Below are 16,998 nucleotides of genomic sequence, written 5' to 3'. Positions count from 1 at the left end.
CTTTCGCGCAAAAAACATCTGTTGGCCCGAGACCATGGAGCGAGCAACGCGAGTGAAGCGGCTCATCGGACGCTCCCTGGAAGCTTTGCTCTGTGCGAAAGCGAAGCGACAGCAACAATTGTTTAATCTGTGCGAAAGCGGAGCGACAGCTACAAAGCACCCAGCCGGAACGGAAATTAACCTCACGTTTTGGGATGAGTTTAATAAAAATGATTGATTAACGCTCTTGATAAAATAGCATGCATAAAGGATGGTATTGGCAAATTTGCTAATATCATTCTTTTTGTTTTGTTTGAAAGGAAAAAATGGGGAGTGTGTTCAGGCAATAGTATTGTAAAAAATGCTACAATAAAAGAAAAAAAGAAGAGGCGATGCACGTGGATAACGTCATTGATTTTATTGCAAAGAAAAAAGAGCGTGAAGAAAGACAGCGTGCCCAGGATTTAGAAAGGTATGTTGCGACACAATGTAATTTTCATCAACCGGAAAATATTGATGCACTAGTTGACGGAAAAATGATTGAGGTCAAGGATCATACGTTGTTTTTAGGTTTTCTCTCAATATTAAAAGATGAAAAAATTGATCCACTTGATATCTTTCAGGATGTTTTTACATTAGAACCTACCCACTTTGAGATGTCTTACAATATGAAATGGTGGTCAGTTGTACAGCTTGCCTTTACATTTTTAACAATTTTAAAGGAAAACGAGCCACATACATATGCAGATTTTCTTGGTTTATAAAATTAATCTAGAGTGTGTGCACGTCTTGGAAAGCTACATAAACGTGCGCATACAGAACTAGATTCCTTCATACTTCCTCTAAAACTTTTAGATTCCCCCTTCAATTAATAATTGTTCATAGATTTTCATAATTCCTTAATAATTTTTACTGAATATTTTAACGTCCTCCATACTTGCTTAATGTTTGTTTTCTAACATAAATGGTGTAAGACAAATGAAAACAAACAAAAACAAATGGAGGTTCCAACTCATGGCAATTCAAAAGTTGTGGAAGAAAGGTCTAATCGGAGCATTAGCAATTTCAATGTTGGCAGCTTGTTCTGACGGTTCATCTAGTTCGAATGAAGTGAAAAGTGATTTGTCACTTGAAGAGATTACGAAAAAAGCAAAAGAAGAAAGCACTGTAAATTCTGTCGGTATGCCAGATACTTGGGCTAACTGGGTAGAGACTTGGGAAGAGCTTGGTACTGAATATAGCCTCAAGCATAAGGATACAGATATGTCGAGTGCTGAGGAGCTAGCAAAGTTTGAGGCAGAAAAGGATGATGCCACTGCGGATATTGGTGACGTTGGAATTGCCTTTGGACCGATTGCCAAGGACAAAGGTTTAACATTACCGTATAAAACATCTTATTGGGATGAAATACCTGACTGGGCAAAGGATGATGAAGGCCATTGGATCGTGGGTTACACTGGAACAATTTCATTTTTAACTGATAAAAACAACGTCAAAAACGCACCGAAATCTTGGGAGGACATTAAAAACGGAGATTACACTGTCAGCATTGGTGATGCTTTAACAGCGAATCAAGCACAGTTTGCTATTTTAGCAGCTGCTATGGCATTTGGTGGCGATGAATCGAATATTCAACCTGGAATAGACTTTTTTGCAGACTTAGCAAAACAAGGGCGTTTAAAAGGAGATCCAACTGTAGCGAATTTAGAAAAAGGCGAAATTGACGTAGCCATCTTATGGGATTTTAATTCACTTGGCTATCGACACCAAATCGATGAGAAACGCTTTGATGTCGTCATTCCATCAGAAGGCTCTGTAACATCAGGCTATGCAACGATCATTAATAAATACGCCAAAAATCCTCATGCAGCAATGCTTGCTCGTGAATATATTTTATCAGATGCAGGGCAAGAAAATTTAGCGAAGGGTTATGCTCGTCCAATTCGTGACAAGGTTCAAATGTCTCAAGATGTACAAAAGCTATTATTACCTGAGGACATGTACAAAAATGCACAGCCAGTAAAAGACCAAAAGAAATGGGAAGAAACAACAAAGCAAATTCCACAACTATATCAGGAGCAGGTATTAATTCATGGAAAATAATAAAGTTGTTTTAATTGTCGTAGATGCACTCCGCTTTGATACAGCCTGTACCCATATGGGATTTATGCACCATTTAGTTGAACGTAAAATTGCAGCACGCTACAAGGTTTGCTCAGAGGTTCCGTCACTATCAAGGCCTTTATATGAAACGATTTTAACGGGAACACCACCCATTGTACACGGAGTAACGAGCAATATGACAGTACGTTTATCCACGCAAAATAGTTTATTTCATTTAGCGAAAGAAAACGGTCTGTCTACAGCAGCAGCTGCCTATTATTGGGTAAGTGAGCTATACAATCGTGCACCATTTGTGCATATGGAGGATAGGCTACAATTAGATACTCAATTGCCGATTGAAAATGGTCTGTTCTACTTTGAGGATCACTATCCAGATAGTCATTTATTTGCTGATGCAGCTTGGTTAATGGATCAAAAGCAACCAGATTTCTTATATATTCATCCGATGAATGTAGATGATGATGGTCATAAATTTACAGCCGACTCGGCTCAATATCGAAATCGTGTTTTAGCAGTAGATGCATTATTATCTTTATTTATTCCAAAATGCCTTGCGCAAGGCTATGAAGTAATCGTGACTGCTGATCATGGGATGACGAGTGATGGTAATCATGGAGGCACAACAGCTGAGGATCGCCATGTACCGATGTTTGTTATTTCGAATTACGTTAGAGCAGGCATTAAGGATGAGGTTGTATCACAATTACAAATTGCTCCGCTGTGCTGTCATTTATTGAATATAGAACCTTCTGATGAGATGGTTCCCCTGTTATTAGAGGGAATGCATTCTTTAAAAAAGGCTTAATTATCATTATTTGTTCAGATATGTAATTAAAAGAGGCTGGGCGCCACCAGGAAAGCGCTCGGCCGGAACTGAAATCAACCCCACGTTATTGTGATGAATCATTTTTATATGAAAACTTTGAAGATTTATCGGAACAAAATCACGTTTTATCGGAACAATTTTAGCATTTATCGGAACAAAATCTCATTTTATCGGAACAATTTCAGTTTTTGTGGGCGCCCACAGGAAAGCGCCCAAATCAACCCCACGTTATGTTGATGAGCCTTCTAATTAATAAAAATGATTAAATCAACATGAACTGCTATTAAATATTGAAAGAAGTGATGGTTTTGATTTCAAAGCGGCAAACAGTTGCCTGGCTTTCTCCTTTTCTGGTACTTGTCTTGTTATTTTTCTTAGTACCGTTACTGTATATGCTAATCACAAGCTTTCAAAATAGTGATGGATTTACACTTGCACAATATAAATCTGTATTAACAAATGATTACATTTTACAAGGCTTTACAAATAGTATTACACTGTCCGTTATTTCGGCTGTCATTGCCTTAATCGTTACCTTATTTGCAGTTTATGCGATTATGAGATTTTCTGAGCCAGTGCGCGAGAAAATTTTAATACTGACAAACTTAACATCAAATTTTTCAGGTATTCCGTTAGCTTTTGCCTTTATCGTATTACTTGGCAATAGCGGGCTCTTTACATTGCTATTCGATAAATGGGGAATAAGCGCTTTATCATCATTTTCTCTTTATAGCTGGGGTGGCTTGTTACTGATTTATATTTATTTTCAGTTGCCATTAGCATTAATGCTTTTATACCCAATTTATGATGGAATTCAACAACAATGGAAAGACGCAGCAGCACTACTTGGAGCTTCTACTTGGCAGTTTTGGATGAAGATTGGGATCCCTGTTATGCTTCCAGGAATTGTTGGAACATTTAGCGTATTGTTTGCCAATGCAATGGGAGCGTATGCCTCTGCCTATGCACTAACTAGCAGTAATTTCAATTTAGTAGCCATTCGTATTGGTTCTCTTATCAAGGGAGATATTTTTGCCCAACCAGAGCTGGCAAGTGCTATTGCAGTAATACTAGCAGTAACGATGGTGACGGCGATGTTATTAAGTGAATGGAGCATTTCAAAAACAAGGAGGAAATTATAGTGAGAAAAAGAGGCTTTGCTGATTTATTTTTCCTCCTTTTAGTTGTGTATTTAGTGTTGCCAGTTGTTGCAACAATGCTTTATGCTTTTGCGACGAATTGGAATAAAACCATTTTGCCAGAAGGATTAACATTTAAATGGCTTGCTACATTATTTCAGGATGCCGAATTTATACAGGCGTTTGGACGTTCTGTTTTATTGTCGGGTGGAGCTGTAATAATCGCATTGCTTGTTATCGTACCGGCCATATTCGTAATCGTGTTGTATTTCCCAAAATACGAAAAATGGATTCAGATGGCTGTTGTGATGGTGTATTCATTCCCAGGAATTATTTTAGCTGTCGGGCTCATTCGTGTTTACAGTAAATTTGGTGTGCCGATGATTCTCGTAGTTTTAGGGGCCTATGTTATCGGTATCCTACCATACATTTACCAAGGGACACGTAATAGTTTACGAAATGTAGATGCACGGCAACTTTTAGATGCAGCCCAATTACTGGGAGCATCGAAAGTGCAGGCATTTACCAAAATATTGTTACCTACTGTTTACCCAGGTTTATTTGCTGGTGCATTATTATCGTTTTCCGTTCTTTTTGGAGAGTTCGTATTGATTAATCTTGTTGTCGGTTCTCGCTTTGAGACAGTGCAAATTTATTTAATGAAGAAGCTTAGTACAAGTGGACATATTGCTAGTGCAGTTGTCTTTATTTATATCGTTCTTATGGGCTTATTAACGTTCGCTATTGCAACATTAACGAAACGATCGAAAGGTGCTACAAATCTATGAGTTATATTGTGATTGAAGGACTTCATAAAAAATATGGATCAACGACGGTTTTATCAAATATAAATATGAAGATTGAAAAAGGTGAATTTATAACTCTTTTAGGTCCGAGTGGCTGTGGTAAGAGTACAATTCTACGTATTTTAGCAGGCTTAACAGATGCATCTGCGGGGAAAATTATCATAGAAGGCAAGGATATAAATGGTGTTCAACCAAAGGATCGCCAAGTTGGTATGGTGTTTCAATCATATGCACTATTTCCAAATATGACGGTGAAAGAAAATGTAGCCTTCGGTTTACGCATGCAAAAAGTAAATACTGCTGAAGTGGATCAACGTGTTCAAGAAATGCTTGAGATCGTGCATTTAAGTGAAAAAGCAAATGCATATCCAAAAGAATTATCTGGCGGTCAGCAGCAGCGTGTTGCCCTTGCTCGAGCATTAATTGTACGACCAAAAGTATTACTGTTAGATGAGCCGCTCAGTGCGTTAGATGCTCAAATTCGTAAGAAACTTCAAGCAGACTTACGAGCGATCCAACAAAAGCTAGGTATAACGATGATTTTAGTTACGCATGACCAAGAGGAAGCGATGGCTGTTTCTGACAGAATATTTGTGATGAATAATGGGATGATTGCACAAAGTGGAACACCTACTGCGATTTATACAAGCCCAGAAAGTGAATTTATCGCTCATTTTATCGGACATTACAATGTTTTTACGCGTCAAGCCCTTGAGAAAATGATTGGCGAGACATTGCCAAAAGAATACTCAAAATTTGCGATTCGACCAGAAGCCATACATCTCGATCAGAGACAGGGGGATGTTTGTATGAATGGAGAGGCGAAGCAGTCATTAATGAGTGGTAATGTTATTCGGACAACGTTAGAGGGTGAATGTCTCTTTACGATGGAGCAGTTGCACCAACGAGGGCATTCGTTTGAACTGGGTAAGAACTATGTGTGCTATGTGGCGAAAGAAGATGTGATTGCATTATCATGACATATGCAAAAATTGAACGTTTTGAATTTATTTTAAAACAATTAGAGGCTGATGAAAAAATTATTGTTGCTAGTATTGCAGAAGAATTACAAGTGGCACCAGAAACGATCCGGAGAGATTTTGATGAGCTAGAGCAACAGCATTTATTAACGAGAGTACACGGAGGAGCTGTAAAGTATACGAACGTTAGAAATGAACCTGCATTTTTGCGCAAGCTTCAAATGCAAAAGGATGCAAAGCGCAATATAGCTCGTTTAGCAGCTAGTTGTATATGTAACGGAGATACAATTGCGGTTGATACAGGCACAACGACTGTGCATATTGCAGATTTTTTATTGGCAGTCGACGATATAACTGTCGTAACCAATTCGATCGCTGCAGCTGTACAATTTAATTTGGCTATAGAAGAGCGGCGGATGACAGGCAAAGTCATATTACTTGGAGGAACGACCAATCCAAGGCAATCCTCAGTCACAGGAGCTATGACATTGGAATTATTAGGGAATATGAATTTTGATAAAACATTTATATCGTGTGGTGGTATAAGTGAAGGTATCGTGTACGATTATGATTTGGATGAATCGTTAATTTCTAAAAAAATGCTTGACCGTAGCAAGATGAGCTTTTTATTAGCGGATGCATCTAAAATAAATGGTAAGTCCTTTTACCAAATTTGTCACATAGAAGAGTGCTCAGAAATTCTTTGTGATATAGCTTGCCCATTGGAATGGCAAATGTATGAGGAAAAGTGGACGGTATGCAATGGAGGGAAATCGGATGATTGATTATCATGTACATTTAGAGGAGGGCCCATACTCATTTCGTTGGCTAGAACGTACTTCTCAGGCAATTAACTTTTTTAATGATGAAGAAGGAGCAGCGAAAGGGTCTAAAGGATTTATAGAGCTACAAATGCAGCAGTTATCAAAGCGTTTACAGAATGGTTGCTATAGTGAGGAATGGTTAGATTTATATTTACAACAAGCAAAGCAGCTTGGTTTGCGCGAGGTTGGGATTGTCGACCATCTATATCGTTTCAAGGAGACGCGAGCATACTTTGAACGTTATATGCAATTAGATGACAATGAAATTGGTAGAGCTCAGCGTTACTGGCTTGATCGTGTGATGACGGAAAGCATGGATGATTTTGTGTCAGCTATTAATCGAGCAAAGGAAAAGTGGAGTCGTCATGGTATTTCCTTAAAGCTAGGCATCGAGGCAGATTATTTTGTCGGTGGTGAGGAAGAATTAGCATCATTATTAGAAGGATATCCGTGGGATTATGTCATTGGATCTGTCCATTTTGTGGATGGCTGGGGCTTTGATAACCCTCAAACACAAAACATATTTGAGGACATGGACGCCGCAGCTTTACAGGAAAACTTTGAACAATTTTTTGCTACAGTAGAAAAAATGATCCTCTCGAATATGTTTGACTTTGTGGCGCATTTAGACAACTTTAAAGTGTTCGACTATCAAGTGAAAGACACGGCTTTTCTTGACTCTTGGTATGAAAGAATTGCAAAGGCACTTGTGACCACACAAACTGCCACTGAAATAAATGCCGGCTTATATTATCGCTATCCAGTAAAGGAAATGTGCCCAGGCCCACGTTTCTTGCAAATTTTAATAGAACACGGCGTAGCCTTTACAGTTTCCTCAGATGCGCATTTCCCAGACGATTTAGGCAAACATACATTTGCCAATGCAGATTTGCTTAAGAGCTTCGGTGTTCAATCGATTGTTGGCTTTGATCGACGCCAAAAACAATATATAGAACTATAATAAATGTCGCCGTTGATGGATATCTTCGGTGATTTTTTTATTTTTAGGAAGAGTGGTGGATGGGCTTCGGCAAGGTGATGGATAGGTTGAGCAAAGCGACGGAAAGAGCTGTCGAAGTGACGGAAAGAAGAGCCGGAGTGACGGATGTAACTGTCGAAGTGACGGAAAAAAGTCAAAGTGACGGAAGGAACCTGCAAAGTGATGGATAGAAGCGTCAAAGTCGTGGATAGAAAGGACAAAGTGATGGATAGAACCGACGAAACGACGGAAAGAACCGACGAAGCGACGGAAGGAATCGCCAAAGCGACGGAAAGAACTGACGAAGTGACGTATAGAAGTCAAAGTGACGGAAAGAACCGGCGGAGCGACGGAAGGAATCCTCCAAGCGACGGATAGAAAAGGCAAATTGGATAGAAAGGTCAAAGTTGTGGATAAAAAGGACAAAATGATGGATAGAAGCGCCAAAATCGTGGATAGAACCGTCAAAGTGATGGATAGAACCGTCAAAATGATGGATAGAAGTCCAAGCGACGGAAAGAATCGTCCAAACGACGGAAAGAATCCTCCAAGCGACGGAAAGAGCTGTCGAAGTGACGGAAAGATATGCCGAAGTGACGGAAGGAACCTGCAAAATGATGGATAGAACCGTCAAAGTGATGGATAGAAGTCCAAGCGACGGAAAGAACTGTCGAAGCGACGGAAGGAATCATCAAAGCGACGGAAGGAACCTGCAAAGCGATGGATAGAAGCGCCAAAGTCGTGGATAGAACACTCAAAATGATGGATAGAAGCGCCAAAATCGTGGATAGAAAGGTCAAAATCGTGGATAGAACCGTCAAAATGATGGATAGAGCCTGCAAAGTGACGGAAAGAAGAGCCAGAGTGACTGATGGAACTGGCAAAGCGACGGTAGGAATCCTCCAAGCGACGGAAAGAGCTGTCGAAGTGACGGAAAGATATGCCAAAGCGACGGATGGAACCTGCAAAGCGATGGATAGAACCGCCAAAATCGTGGATAGAACACTCAAAATGATGGATAGAACCATCAAACCGACGAATAGCTCCGGCAAAACTGACGTCCCCCCTCAACCTAACAAAAATATTCATCTAGCTAAGAGTAATTAAGTCTAAACCGCGACATTTAGTACGCAAACCTTGTAGGATGCTACAATTATTCAGTATAATAGTAAAATGGGAATTCAAATGTATGGAATTCGTTTGAAAGGAGTTACCTGATTGCGATGAATGAAGAACAACGCTTAGCAAATCAACAAGTCAATCAACCAAAAAAAGAAGACAAGCCTGAAAAGGATTATAGTAAATATTTTGAAACGGTCTTTACGGCTCCTTCATTAAAAGATGCTAAAAAACGTGGGAAAGAAGAAGTTAAGTACCATAAGGACTTTAACATTGCAGAAGAGTTTGCAGGTATGGGTACGGGGCGTACTTTTTATATTCGTACGTATGGCTGCCAAATGAATGAGCATGATACGGAAGTTATGGCTGGGATTTTTATGCAGCTAGGTTATACGCCTACAAATGTGATTGATGAAGCTGATGTAGTGCTACTGAATACGTGTGCTATCCGTGAAAATGCAGAAAACAAAGTATTTGGAGAACTGGGCTTCCTACTAAAATATAAACGTAAAAATCCAGAAATGCTGATTGGGGTTTGTGGCTGTATGTCACAGGAAGAATCCGTTGTAAATAAAATTTTAAGAAGTTATCCACATGTCGATATGGTGTTTGGTACTCATAATATTCACCGTTTACCGAACATTTTAAAAGAAGCATATATGTCTAAGGAAATGGTCATTGAGGTTTGGTCTAAAGAAGGCGATGTTATTGAGAATATGCCGAAAAAACGTCTTGGCTCCATTAAAGCTTGGGTAAATATTATGTATGGCTGTGATAAATTCTGTACGTATTGTATCGTACCTTATACGCGTGGTAAGGAGCGTAGTCGTCGTCCAGAGGAAATTATTGCTGAAGTTCGTGAACTAGCTGCTGCGGGCTATAAGGAAATTATGCTGCTGGGGCAAAATGTCAACGCTTACGGTAAGGATTTTGAGGATATTGAATATCGACTTGGTGATTTAATGGATGAATTACGAAAAATTGATATTCCACGCATTCGTTTTACAACGAGCCATCCACGTGACTTCGATGATCATTTAATCGAGGTTCTTGCACAACGTGGTAACTTAGTTGAACATATTCATTTACCAGTACAATCTGGTTCAAATGATGTGCTAAAAATTATGGCGCGTAAGTATACACGTGAGCATTTCCTTGGATTAGTAGCGAAAATTAAAGCGGCTATTCCGGAAGTAACACTAACGACTGATATTATCGTAGGCTATCCTAATGAAACAGAGGAGCAATTTGAGGAGACATTATCCTTGTACCGTGAAGTAGGCTTTGAAATGGCCTTTACTTATATTTATTCTCCTCGTGAAGGTACACCTGCTGCCAAAATGGTGGATAATGTTCCTGAAGAAGTGAAAAAAGAACGTCTTCACCGTTTAAATGAGGTTGTAGGGGAATACTCTCGAAAAGCATTAGAGGGCTTGAAGGGTGAAATAGTAGAAGTCTTAGTCGAGGGTACAAGTAAAAAACGCGAGGATGTGTTAGCTGGCTATACACGTAAAAATCGTCTTGTAAACTTTAAAGCGCCAGCAGATCTAATTGGTCAATTAGTGAAGGTAAAAATAGTTGAGGCTACTTCGTATTCACTAAGTGGTGAGTTCGTGGAAGTAGTAAAAAATGAAAAGGTGGAAGCGTAAATGTCACAAGTATTATATACAAAAGATGATTTAATCAAGAAGTCACACGAAATTGCGCATATGATTGCCAATACGCCAGAAGTTGAATTTTTCAAAAAGGCCGAAGCACAAATTAATGAAAATCAATTAGTACGTGAACGTATTGCAAGTCTAAAAAGCCTTCAAAAACAAGCTGTTAATTTCCAACACTTAGGAAAAGAAAAAGCGCTTAAATTAATTGAAGATAAAATCGAAAAAATCGAAGAAGAAATCAACGCAATTCCAGTGGTTCAACAATTTAAAGAGTCTCAAGGTGATGTAAATGATTTATTGCAATTAGTTTCGAACACAATTGCTAACAATGTTACAAATGAGATTATTCGTTCAACTGGCGGGGATTTACTTTATGGAGAAACTGGCTCACAAGTAGCAAATACAAGACCAGGTAGCTGTTCATAAAAATAATAGAAGTAATAGCTCGAATGTCAGCATTCGGGCTATTTTTATTTGTTTAACTTCATTTCAGAGGGTGTGTCCAAACATCCGTACCTGGCGCTACGCTTTCGGCACAAAAGACATCCGCTGAAATAGAGGAGCTCAGTCTAAGAACGCCGCGTCCTGTGGCATTACCGAAATGACCGACATCGTATCGACCCTCATGCAGGCCAAAGCACAAAGCCGGTTTCGGACGCATTGTTTATCTGCGCGTCAGCGGCAAATGTTTTCTGTAGCGAAAGCAAAGCGGCAGCTACAATTATGCCTCGTCATAATTGATCAATACTCGTAGAAATTAGCGCAATTCAGACAACATAGTATGTAAAAGTCAGTAATTCGATTCTATAAAAATATATGTTCACCCAATAGGCGCTATCTGCATATGATGGAGTGAAAAGAGTCAAAGGAGGAATTGCGCTGAAACGTTTACGACAAATCGTGACGAGAGCAGTAGTTGCCAAAGGGAAGAAGAGAACGGAAGAACGTGTAACATTAAGTCCATCGAATAAACCGACGAGTATTCTAGGTTGCTGGGTTATCAATCATACTTGCTCCGCGAAAAAAGTCGGTAAATTTGTAGAAGTATCAGGGAAATTTGATGTCAATGTATGGTATGCCTATAGTAGTCATTCGAAAACAGCAGTGTTTTCTGAAACGGTGCACTATAAAGACAAAGTGAAGCTTTCTTTTAGAGAAGGCGAAGTGAGTGCTGGTGATGATGTTCGTGTACGTGTTGTTCAAGAGCCAAACTGCATAGAGGCAATCATCTCTCCATGTGGTACGAAGTTTGAAATCGTAGTAGAACGTGAAGTTGTAGTAGAGGTAATGGGAGAAACGACGATTTGCATTAGTGTACATCCACTAGATTTCGAAGAAGAATGGAATTTTGATGAGAGCTCATCCTCGTCTTCATCTAGCTCCAGTTCCAGCTCATCGTCTAGCTCCAGTGAAGAAGGTAGGTATGTTTTAGAGTCCTCATCGTTTCCTGATGAAAGACCAAGATAATACTAAAGATTTTATACATGCGAAGCGCTAGCATCTTAAAAAAGGTGAATTAAGCGTTTCGCATGTATCTTTTGTTATAATAAAAATATCTATATGGTTAGAGCGAGGTAAATTTAAAAATGACAACATATACACCAATGATGCAACAGTATTTGCAGGTAAAGGAAGATTACAAGGATGCCTTTTTATTTTTTAGATTAGGCGACTTTTACGAGATGTTTTTTGAGGACGCTATTAATGCCTCTCAACTTTTAGAAATTACATTAACGAGCCGAGATGCGGGTGCAAAAGAGCGTATTCCAATGTGTGGCGTTCCGCATCATTCGGCAAAAAATTATATTGAAACGCTTGTGCAAAAGGGTTATAAGGTTGCAGTTTGTGAGCAAACAGAAGATCCGAAGCAAGCAAAGGGTGTAGTGAAGCGTGAAGTTGTTCAGCTTATTACGCCTGGTACGATCATGGAAGGTAAGGCGCTAGATGGTAAATCCAATCATTTTATTGGTGCTGCGGAGCAATTCGACGAGACGACATTTGGCTACGCCTATTTAGATTTATCGACAGGTGAAGCGGTAGCCTCCTCAATTGAAGGCGATGGTAAAGCACTTTTAATGCAAATGCAGGCGTACGGTATTCGTGAATTAATCGTAACGGAAAGTTTGCAGCTTCTATTAGCAGAGCATGCAGTAAATGCAGGTATCGTTCTTTCTATTGGAACAGATGAAATGACAATGGATAAAGCTGCACTTTATTTAGAAGTGGTGCCAAATGATTTACAAATTGCTTGCCTACGTTTGCTAGCTTATATCGATAAAACACAAATGCGTTCTTTATCACATATTCAAGCATTTACGTATAATGAAATGAAAAATTATTTACGCATTGACTCTAGCTCTAAGCGTAATTTAGAGCTTATTCAATCTATTCGCGGTGGCGATCAAAAGGGCACGCTTTTATGGTTGTTAGATGACACTGTGACTGCAATGGGAGGGCGCAAGTTAAAGCAATGGTTACACCAACCGCTTGCTTCACGTGCTGCCATTGAAGAGAGACTAGCAACTGTCACTGATTTATTGGAGGAATATTTTGTAAGATCGGAACTCCAAGCCTCTTTAAAACAAGTATATGATTTAGAGCGTTTAGCTGGGCGTGTAGCTTTTGGTAATGTTGGTGGACGAGATTTAGCACAGCTACGTGATTCATTGCGTCAAGTACCTGCCATTCAGCAGCAATTACTTGGTGCCAATAAAGAAACGTTACAAAGGCTAGGCGCAGCGCTTGATACGTGTGTGGATGTAGAGGCACTATTAGCACGTGCTATTACAGACAATCCTCCAATTACGATTAAAGAGGGTGACGTCATTCGCGATGGCTATGATGCGCGCTTAGATGAACTTCGCTATGCTTCTCGTAATGGGAAGGATTGGATTGCACAGCTCGAGCAAGAGGAACGGGCGAAAACGGGCATTAAAAACTTAAAAATAGGCTACAATCGAATTTTCGGCTACTATATTGAAATTACGAAATCTAATATCCATTTAGCTGATTTAACACGTTATGAACGTAAGCAAACTTTGGCCAATGCCGAGCGTTACATTACACAGGAGCTTAAGGAAAAGGAAGCATTAATTTTAAATGCTGAGGAAGAAAGTTTAACGTTAGAGTATAACTTGTTTGTGGAAATACGTGATGAATTAAAGGCGTTTATTCCACGTGTCCAAGCGTTAGCGGCAAGTATTAGTGAGCTAGATGTACTATTAAGCTTTGCAAGTGTTTCAGAGAAATATCGTTTTACGAAGCCTGAGTTTCATGGTGGACGTTCACTAGAAATTATTGAAGGGCGCCATCCAGTTGTTGAGAAAATGCTCAATAAGCAAATGTATGTACCAAACGATTGTGTACTTGAGGAAAATAATAATATGATGCTTATTACAGGTCCGAATATGTCCGGTAAAAGTACGTATATGCGTCAGGTTGCACTAATTGTTGTGATGGCACAAATGGGCTGCTATGTGCCTGCTGAAAAAGCTAGATTACCAATTACAGATCAGATCTTTACACGTATCGGTGCAGCGGATGATTTAGCTGCGGGACAATCAACATTTATGGTGGAGATGTTAGAATCTCAGCACGCGATTACGCATGCTACAAAAAATAGTTTAATGCTGTTTGATGAAATTGGTCGTGGGACATCTACTTATGATGGCATGAGTCTTGCTCAATCCATGATGGAATACATTCACGATAAAATTGGGGCAAATACGCTATTTTCAACTCACTATCATGAATTAACGGCACTCGAAAAGGAGCTTTCTCGACTGCAAAATGTACACGTATCGGCTACTGAAAAAAATGGCACGGTTGTCTTTTTGCATAAGGTGAAAAAAGGCGCTGCCGATAAATCTTACGGAATTCATGTAGCACAGCTTGCACAATTGCCAGAGGAAATTTTAGCAAGAGCACAAGTACTGCTTGAAAACTTCGAGGCAGGAAACGAAGCTGGAAATGAAGTCAGAAACGAAGCCGCTGTTGTACAGGAAGTTGTTGAAAAGCCAATGCAAATGTCACTATTTACGGAGGAACAACCAACCTCTTCAGCAGAGACAGAGGTGCTTAAAAACCTAGAAAAAGTAAATATTCTGGGCACTTCACCAATGCAAGCGATGAATATTTTATACGAATTACAGCAGCAACTAGTAAATGCAAAAAAGTAAAGGAGTGATGCGCTATGGGAAAAATACAAATTATGGACGAGTGGCTGTCCAATAAAATCGCGGCAGGGGAAGTAGTTGAAAGACCAGCCTCTGTAGTTAAAGAGCTTGTTGAAAATGCCATTGATGCAGGAAGTACGTCCATTGATGTTTTTTTACTAGAAGCGGGCCTCACTTCAATTCAAATAATTGATAATGGTAGTGGTATGGATGAAGAGGATGCATTAATATCATTCTCTCGCCATGCAACAAGTAAAATTCATCAAGAACACGATTTATTTCGTATTCGTACCCTTGGCTTCCGTGGTGAGGCCTTAGCTTCCATTGCATCAGTGTCAAAAATGACACTTATTACATCTAATGGTGAATCGGGAACGTATTTAGAACTTGAGGGTGGGCATGTTGCTACACATAAACCTGGCCCATTGCGCAAGGGAACAGATATTACAGTGGCACAGCTATTTTTTAATACACCTGCTCGATTAAAATATATGAAAACCATTCAGACCGAGCTTGGGCATACCATTGATCTGATGAACCGTCTTGCACTCGGAAATCCACAAATTGCGTTTAGATTATTGCATAACGGTCAGCAGTTGTTACAAACAAATGGACGAGGTGACGTACAACAAGTATTGGCTGCCATTTACGGTGTGCATAATGCGAAAAAAATGGTGTCATTCAATGGAGAGTCACATGATTATAAAATTTCTGGCTTCGTATCATTACCAGAGGTGACTCGTGCTTCGAAAAACTATATGTCATTGTTTGTAAATGGTCGTTGGGTGAAGCATTATTTGGTACAAAAAGCGATTGTTGACGCTTATCATACGTATTTGCCCATTGAACGTTTTCCGATTGTCGCGCTCTATATAGAGGGGGATCCTTATTTAACGGATGTCAATGTTCATCCTGCCAAACATCAAATACGTTTAAGTAAGGAGCCTGAGCTTCTTAAGCTAATTGAGGAAACAATACGAGAGAAAATCCGCAATGTTATTCGAGTACCGCTAATGGAAAAGAAGGAGAAAGTGGCAAAGCCTGCGACGGAGCAGTTAAATATTTGGAAACCTGCTCCAAAGCTTAATGTGGAGAAAATGAATGCTATTGTAGAAAAACTTTATGATGTGCAAACAGTTCAGGAATCGAACACTATAGATCCTATAGTGCAAAAACCTGAATCTGTCCCTACTCCCATTGAAGATAGCTGGCAACCGACACCGGTGATGGAAGTGAATCTTCCTGAAGAAGTGAAGCTAGAGGAGCCGGTGGAAATTCTAGAGGATGAGCCAGCAAAAGAACCATTCCCTGCGCTTGAGGTGGTAGGGCAAATTCACGGCACATATATTGTTGCGCAAATGGAGGATGGCTTTTATTTAATTGATCAGCATGCTGCTCAGGAGCGTATTAAATATGAATTTTTCCGTGAAAAGGTCGGTCAGGTGAACCCAAATGAGCGTCAGGCTTTATTGCTTCCATTGACCTTCCATTATGCTGCTGACGAGGCTCTTATATTAAGGGAAAATAGGCAAGAGTTAGAAGCTGTTGGCGTATTTTTAGAGGAATTTGGACAGGCTTCATTTGTAGTGAGAGAGCATCCTAGCTGGTTCCCTAAGGGAGAAGAACAAGAAATTATTGAGGACTTAATTGAACAGGTACTAACAACTAAAAAGGCGGACGTCAAAAAACTACGTGAGGCGGCAGCGATTATGATGAGCTGTAAAAAGTCGATAAAGGCCAATCATTATTTAACGAAAGAGCAAATGGATACGTTATTGCAAGATTTACGCAATGCAGACAATCCATTTACATGCCCACACGGACGTCCAGTGCTGATACATTTTACAACGTATGAAGTGGAAAAAATGTTTAAACGGGTAATGTAGTTGTAACTCCTAGAACAACAGTTCAAGAACAACATGAACAGTCCATGCGAATAAAAGGAATTTTATAGGTAAAGCATAATACAAATGACTCATCACCAAAAGTTGTGGATGCCATTTGTTAAAACGTATGCCATAAGTTGATTGGAGTGGAGACTGGGCGACTCCTTGGGGATTAGCGATAGAGGAACGAAGGCTAAAACCATCACATCCTGTGATAACGCCTTCGTGACCAACATCGTGTTGGCCCGAGACCCTGCAGCGAAGCGGATGTTTTCTGTGCGAAAGCGTAGTGCTAACGTAGCGGCAGCAACGAAGCGGCTCATCGGACGCCCCCAGGAAGATCTGCTCTGCGCGAAAGCGAAGCGTCAGCAACAAATGTTTTATCTGTGCGAAAGCGAAGCGACAGCAACAAATGTTTTATCTGTGCGAAAGCGAAGCGACAGCAACAAATGTTTTATCTGTGCGAAAGCGAAGCGTCAGCGGCAAAGCGCCCAGTCGGA

At 39.9% G+C, this 16,998-nt stretch carries 18 protein-coding genes; 16 read left to right on the top strand and 2 right to left on the bottom strand.

All coding sequences use genetic code 11. The features are described 5' to 3' along the window. Window positions 1-34 precede the first annotated feature (34 nt). The 9 genes from AC1DCY_RS01355 (at window position 35) to AC1DCY_RS01315 (ending at window position 7,639) form a co-directional block, all read left to right on the top strand. Complete coding sequence (locus AC1DCY_RS01355; RefSeq protein WP_477346767.1) at window positions 35-217, top strand: hypothetical protein; 183 nt, start codon at window positions 35-37, stop codon at window positions 215-217. 154 nt (window positions 218-371) lie between these two features. Then, window positions 372-743, top strand: a complete 372-nt coding sequence (locus tag AC1DCY_RS01350) for a 2-oxoglutarate ferredoxin oxidoreductase subunit beta (protein WP_477346766.1) — start codon at window positions 372-374, stop codon at window positions 741-743. A 250-nt stretch (window positions 744-993) separates the two neighbouring features. After that, window positions 994-2,082 (top strand): ABC transporter substrate-binding protein, encoded by a 1,089-nt coding sequence (locus AC1DCY_RS01345; protein WP_477346764.1) that lies wholly within the window; start codon window positions 994-996, stop codon window positions 2,080-2,082. Further along, window positions 2,072-2,908, top strand: a complete 837-nt coding sequence (locus AC1DCY_RS01340) for an alkaline phosphatase family protein (protein WP_477346762.1) — start codon at window positions 2,072-2,074, stop codon at window positions 2,906-2,908. Before AC1DCY_RS01345 ends, AC1DCY_RS01340 begins: the two co-directional genes overlap by 11 nt. Before the next feature lie 323 nt (window positions 2,909-3,231). Then, window positions 3,232-4,071 carry an ABC transporter permease gene (locus tag AC1DCY_RS01335; RefSeq protein WP_477346760.1) on the top strand — a complete coding sequence of 280 codons (840 nt, stop codon included), beginning with the start codon at window positions 3,232-3,234 and terminating at the stop codon, window positions 4,069-4,071. Continuing rightward, window positions 4,071-4,856: an ABC transporter permease gene (locus tag AC1DCY_RS01330; RefSeq protein WP_477346758.1), complete on the top strand. Its 786-nt coding sequence runs from the start codon at window positions 4,071-4,073 to the stop codon at window positions 4,854-4,856. Before AC1DCY_RS01335 ends, AC1DCY_RS01330 begins: the two co-directional genes overlap by 1 nt. Further along, on the top strand, window positions 4,853-5,854 hold the full coding sequence (locus tag AC1DCY_RS01325; RefSeq protein ID WP_477346756.1) for an ABC transporter ATP-binding protein: 1,002 nt from the start codon (window positions 4,853-4,855) through the stop codon (window positions 5,852-5,854). The genes AC1DCY_RS01330 and AC1DCY_RS01325 overlap by 4 nt, the downstream gene beginning before the upstream one ends. Further along, the gene (locus AC1DCY_RS01320) at window positions 5,851-6,639 is read left to right on the top strand and encodes a DeoR/GlpR family DNA-binding transcription regulator (RefSeq protein WP_477346754.1); all 789 of its coding nucleotides are present in this window, start codon (window positions 5,851-5,853) and stop codon (window positions 6,637-6,639) included. The genes AC1DCY_RS01325 and AC1DCY_RS01320 overlap by 4 nt, the downstream gene beginning before the upstream one ends. Then, complete coding sequence (locus AC1DCY_RS01315) at window positions 6,632-7,639, top strand: histidinol phosphate phosphatase domain-containing protein (protein ID WP_477346752.1); 1,008 nt, start codon at window positions 6,632-6,634, stop codon at window positions 7,637-7,639. The genes AC1DCY_RS01320 and AC1DCY_RS01315 overlap by 8 nt, the downstream gene beginning before the upstream one ends. Here AC1DCY_RS01315 and AC1DCY_RS01310 read toward each other — a convergent pair. Then, window positions 7,634-8,146, bottom strand: coding sequence for a hypothetical protein (locus AC1DCY_RS01310; protein WP_477346750.1), 513 nt, complete (start codon window positions 8,144-8,146; stop codon window positions 7,634-7,636). The genes AC1DCY_RS01315 and AC1DCY_RS01310 overlap by 6 nt on opposite strands. After that, window positions 8,143-8,709, bottom strand: a complete 567-nt coding sequence (locus AC1DCY_RS01305) for a hypothetical protein (protein ID WP_477346748.1) — start codon at window positions 8,707-8,709, stop codon at window positions 8,143-8,145. The genes AC1DCY_RS01310 and AC1DCY_RS01305 overlap by 4 nt, the downstream gene beginning before the upstream one ends. A 171-nt stretch (window positions 8,710-8,880) precedes the next feature. Between AC1DCY_RS01305 and miaB the strand changes: the two genes are divergently transcribed. From miaB to AC1DCY_RS01270, 7 genes are all read left to right on the top strand, one after another. Then, entirely contained in the window at window positions 8,881-10,425 is a 1,545-nt protein-coding gene (gene miaB / locus AC1DCY_RS01300; protein ID WP_477346746.1) for a tRNA (N6-isopentenyl adenosine(37)-C2)-methylthiotransferase MiaB, read from the top strand. Next, window positions 10,426-10,863, top strand: a complete 438-nt coding sequence (locus tag AC1DCY_RS01295; RefSeq protein ID WP_100543855.1) for a YlbF/YmcA family competence regulator — start codon at window positions 10,426-10,428, stop codon at window positions 10,861-10,863. It abuts the gene before it with no gap. A gap of 175 nt (window positions 10,864-11,038) precedes the next feature. Next, on the top strand, window positions 11,039-11,191 hold the full coding sequence (locus tag AC1DCY_RS01290) for a hypothetical protein (protein WP_477346743.1): 153 nt from the start codon (window positions 11,039-11,041) through the stop codon (window positions 11,189-11,191). 98 nt (window positions 11,192-11,289) lie between these two features. Then, window positions 11,290-11,904: an outer spore coat protein CotE gene (cotE, locus tag AC1DCY_RS01285; RefSeq protein ID WP_477346741.1), complete on the top strand. Its 615-nt coding sequence runs from the start codon at window positions 11,290-11,292 to the stop codon at window positions 11,902-11,904. Between the two features lie 119 nt (window positions 11,905-12,023). Beyond that, entirely contained in the window at window positions 12,024-14,615 is a 2,592-nt protein-coding gene (gene mutS, locus AC1DCY_RS01280) for a DNA mismatch repair protein MutS (protein WP_477346739.1), read from the top strand. A 14-nt stretch (window positions 14,616-14,629) separates the two neighbouring features. Then, on the top strand, window positions 14,630-16,498 hold the full coding sequence (gene mutL / locus AC1DCY_RS01275; RefSeq protein WP_477346737.1) for a DNA mismatch repair endonuclease MutL: 1,869 nt from the start codon (window positions 14,630-14,632) through the stop codon (window positions 16,496-16,498). Between the two features lie 165 nt (window positions 16,499-16,663). Continuing rightward, window positions 16,664-16,998, top strand: a 335-nt coding sequence (locus AC1DCY_RS01270; RefSeq protein ID WP_477346735.1) for a hypothetical protein, incomplete at its 3' end; no start/stop codon positions are given.

It is taken from the genome of Lysinibacillus sp. 10T31, from assembly GCF_056394365.1.
The sequence above is the reverse complement of the archived record's forward strand: the minus strand, read 5'-3'. Positions and strand labels throughout refer to the sequence as shown.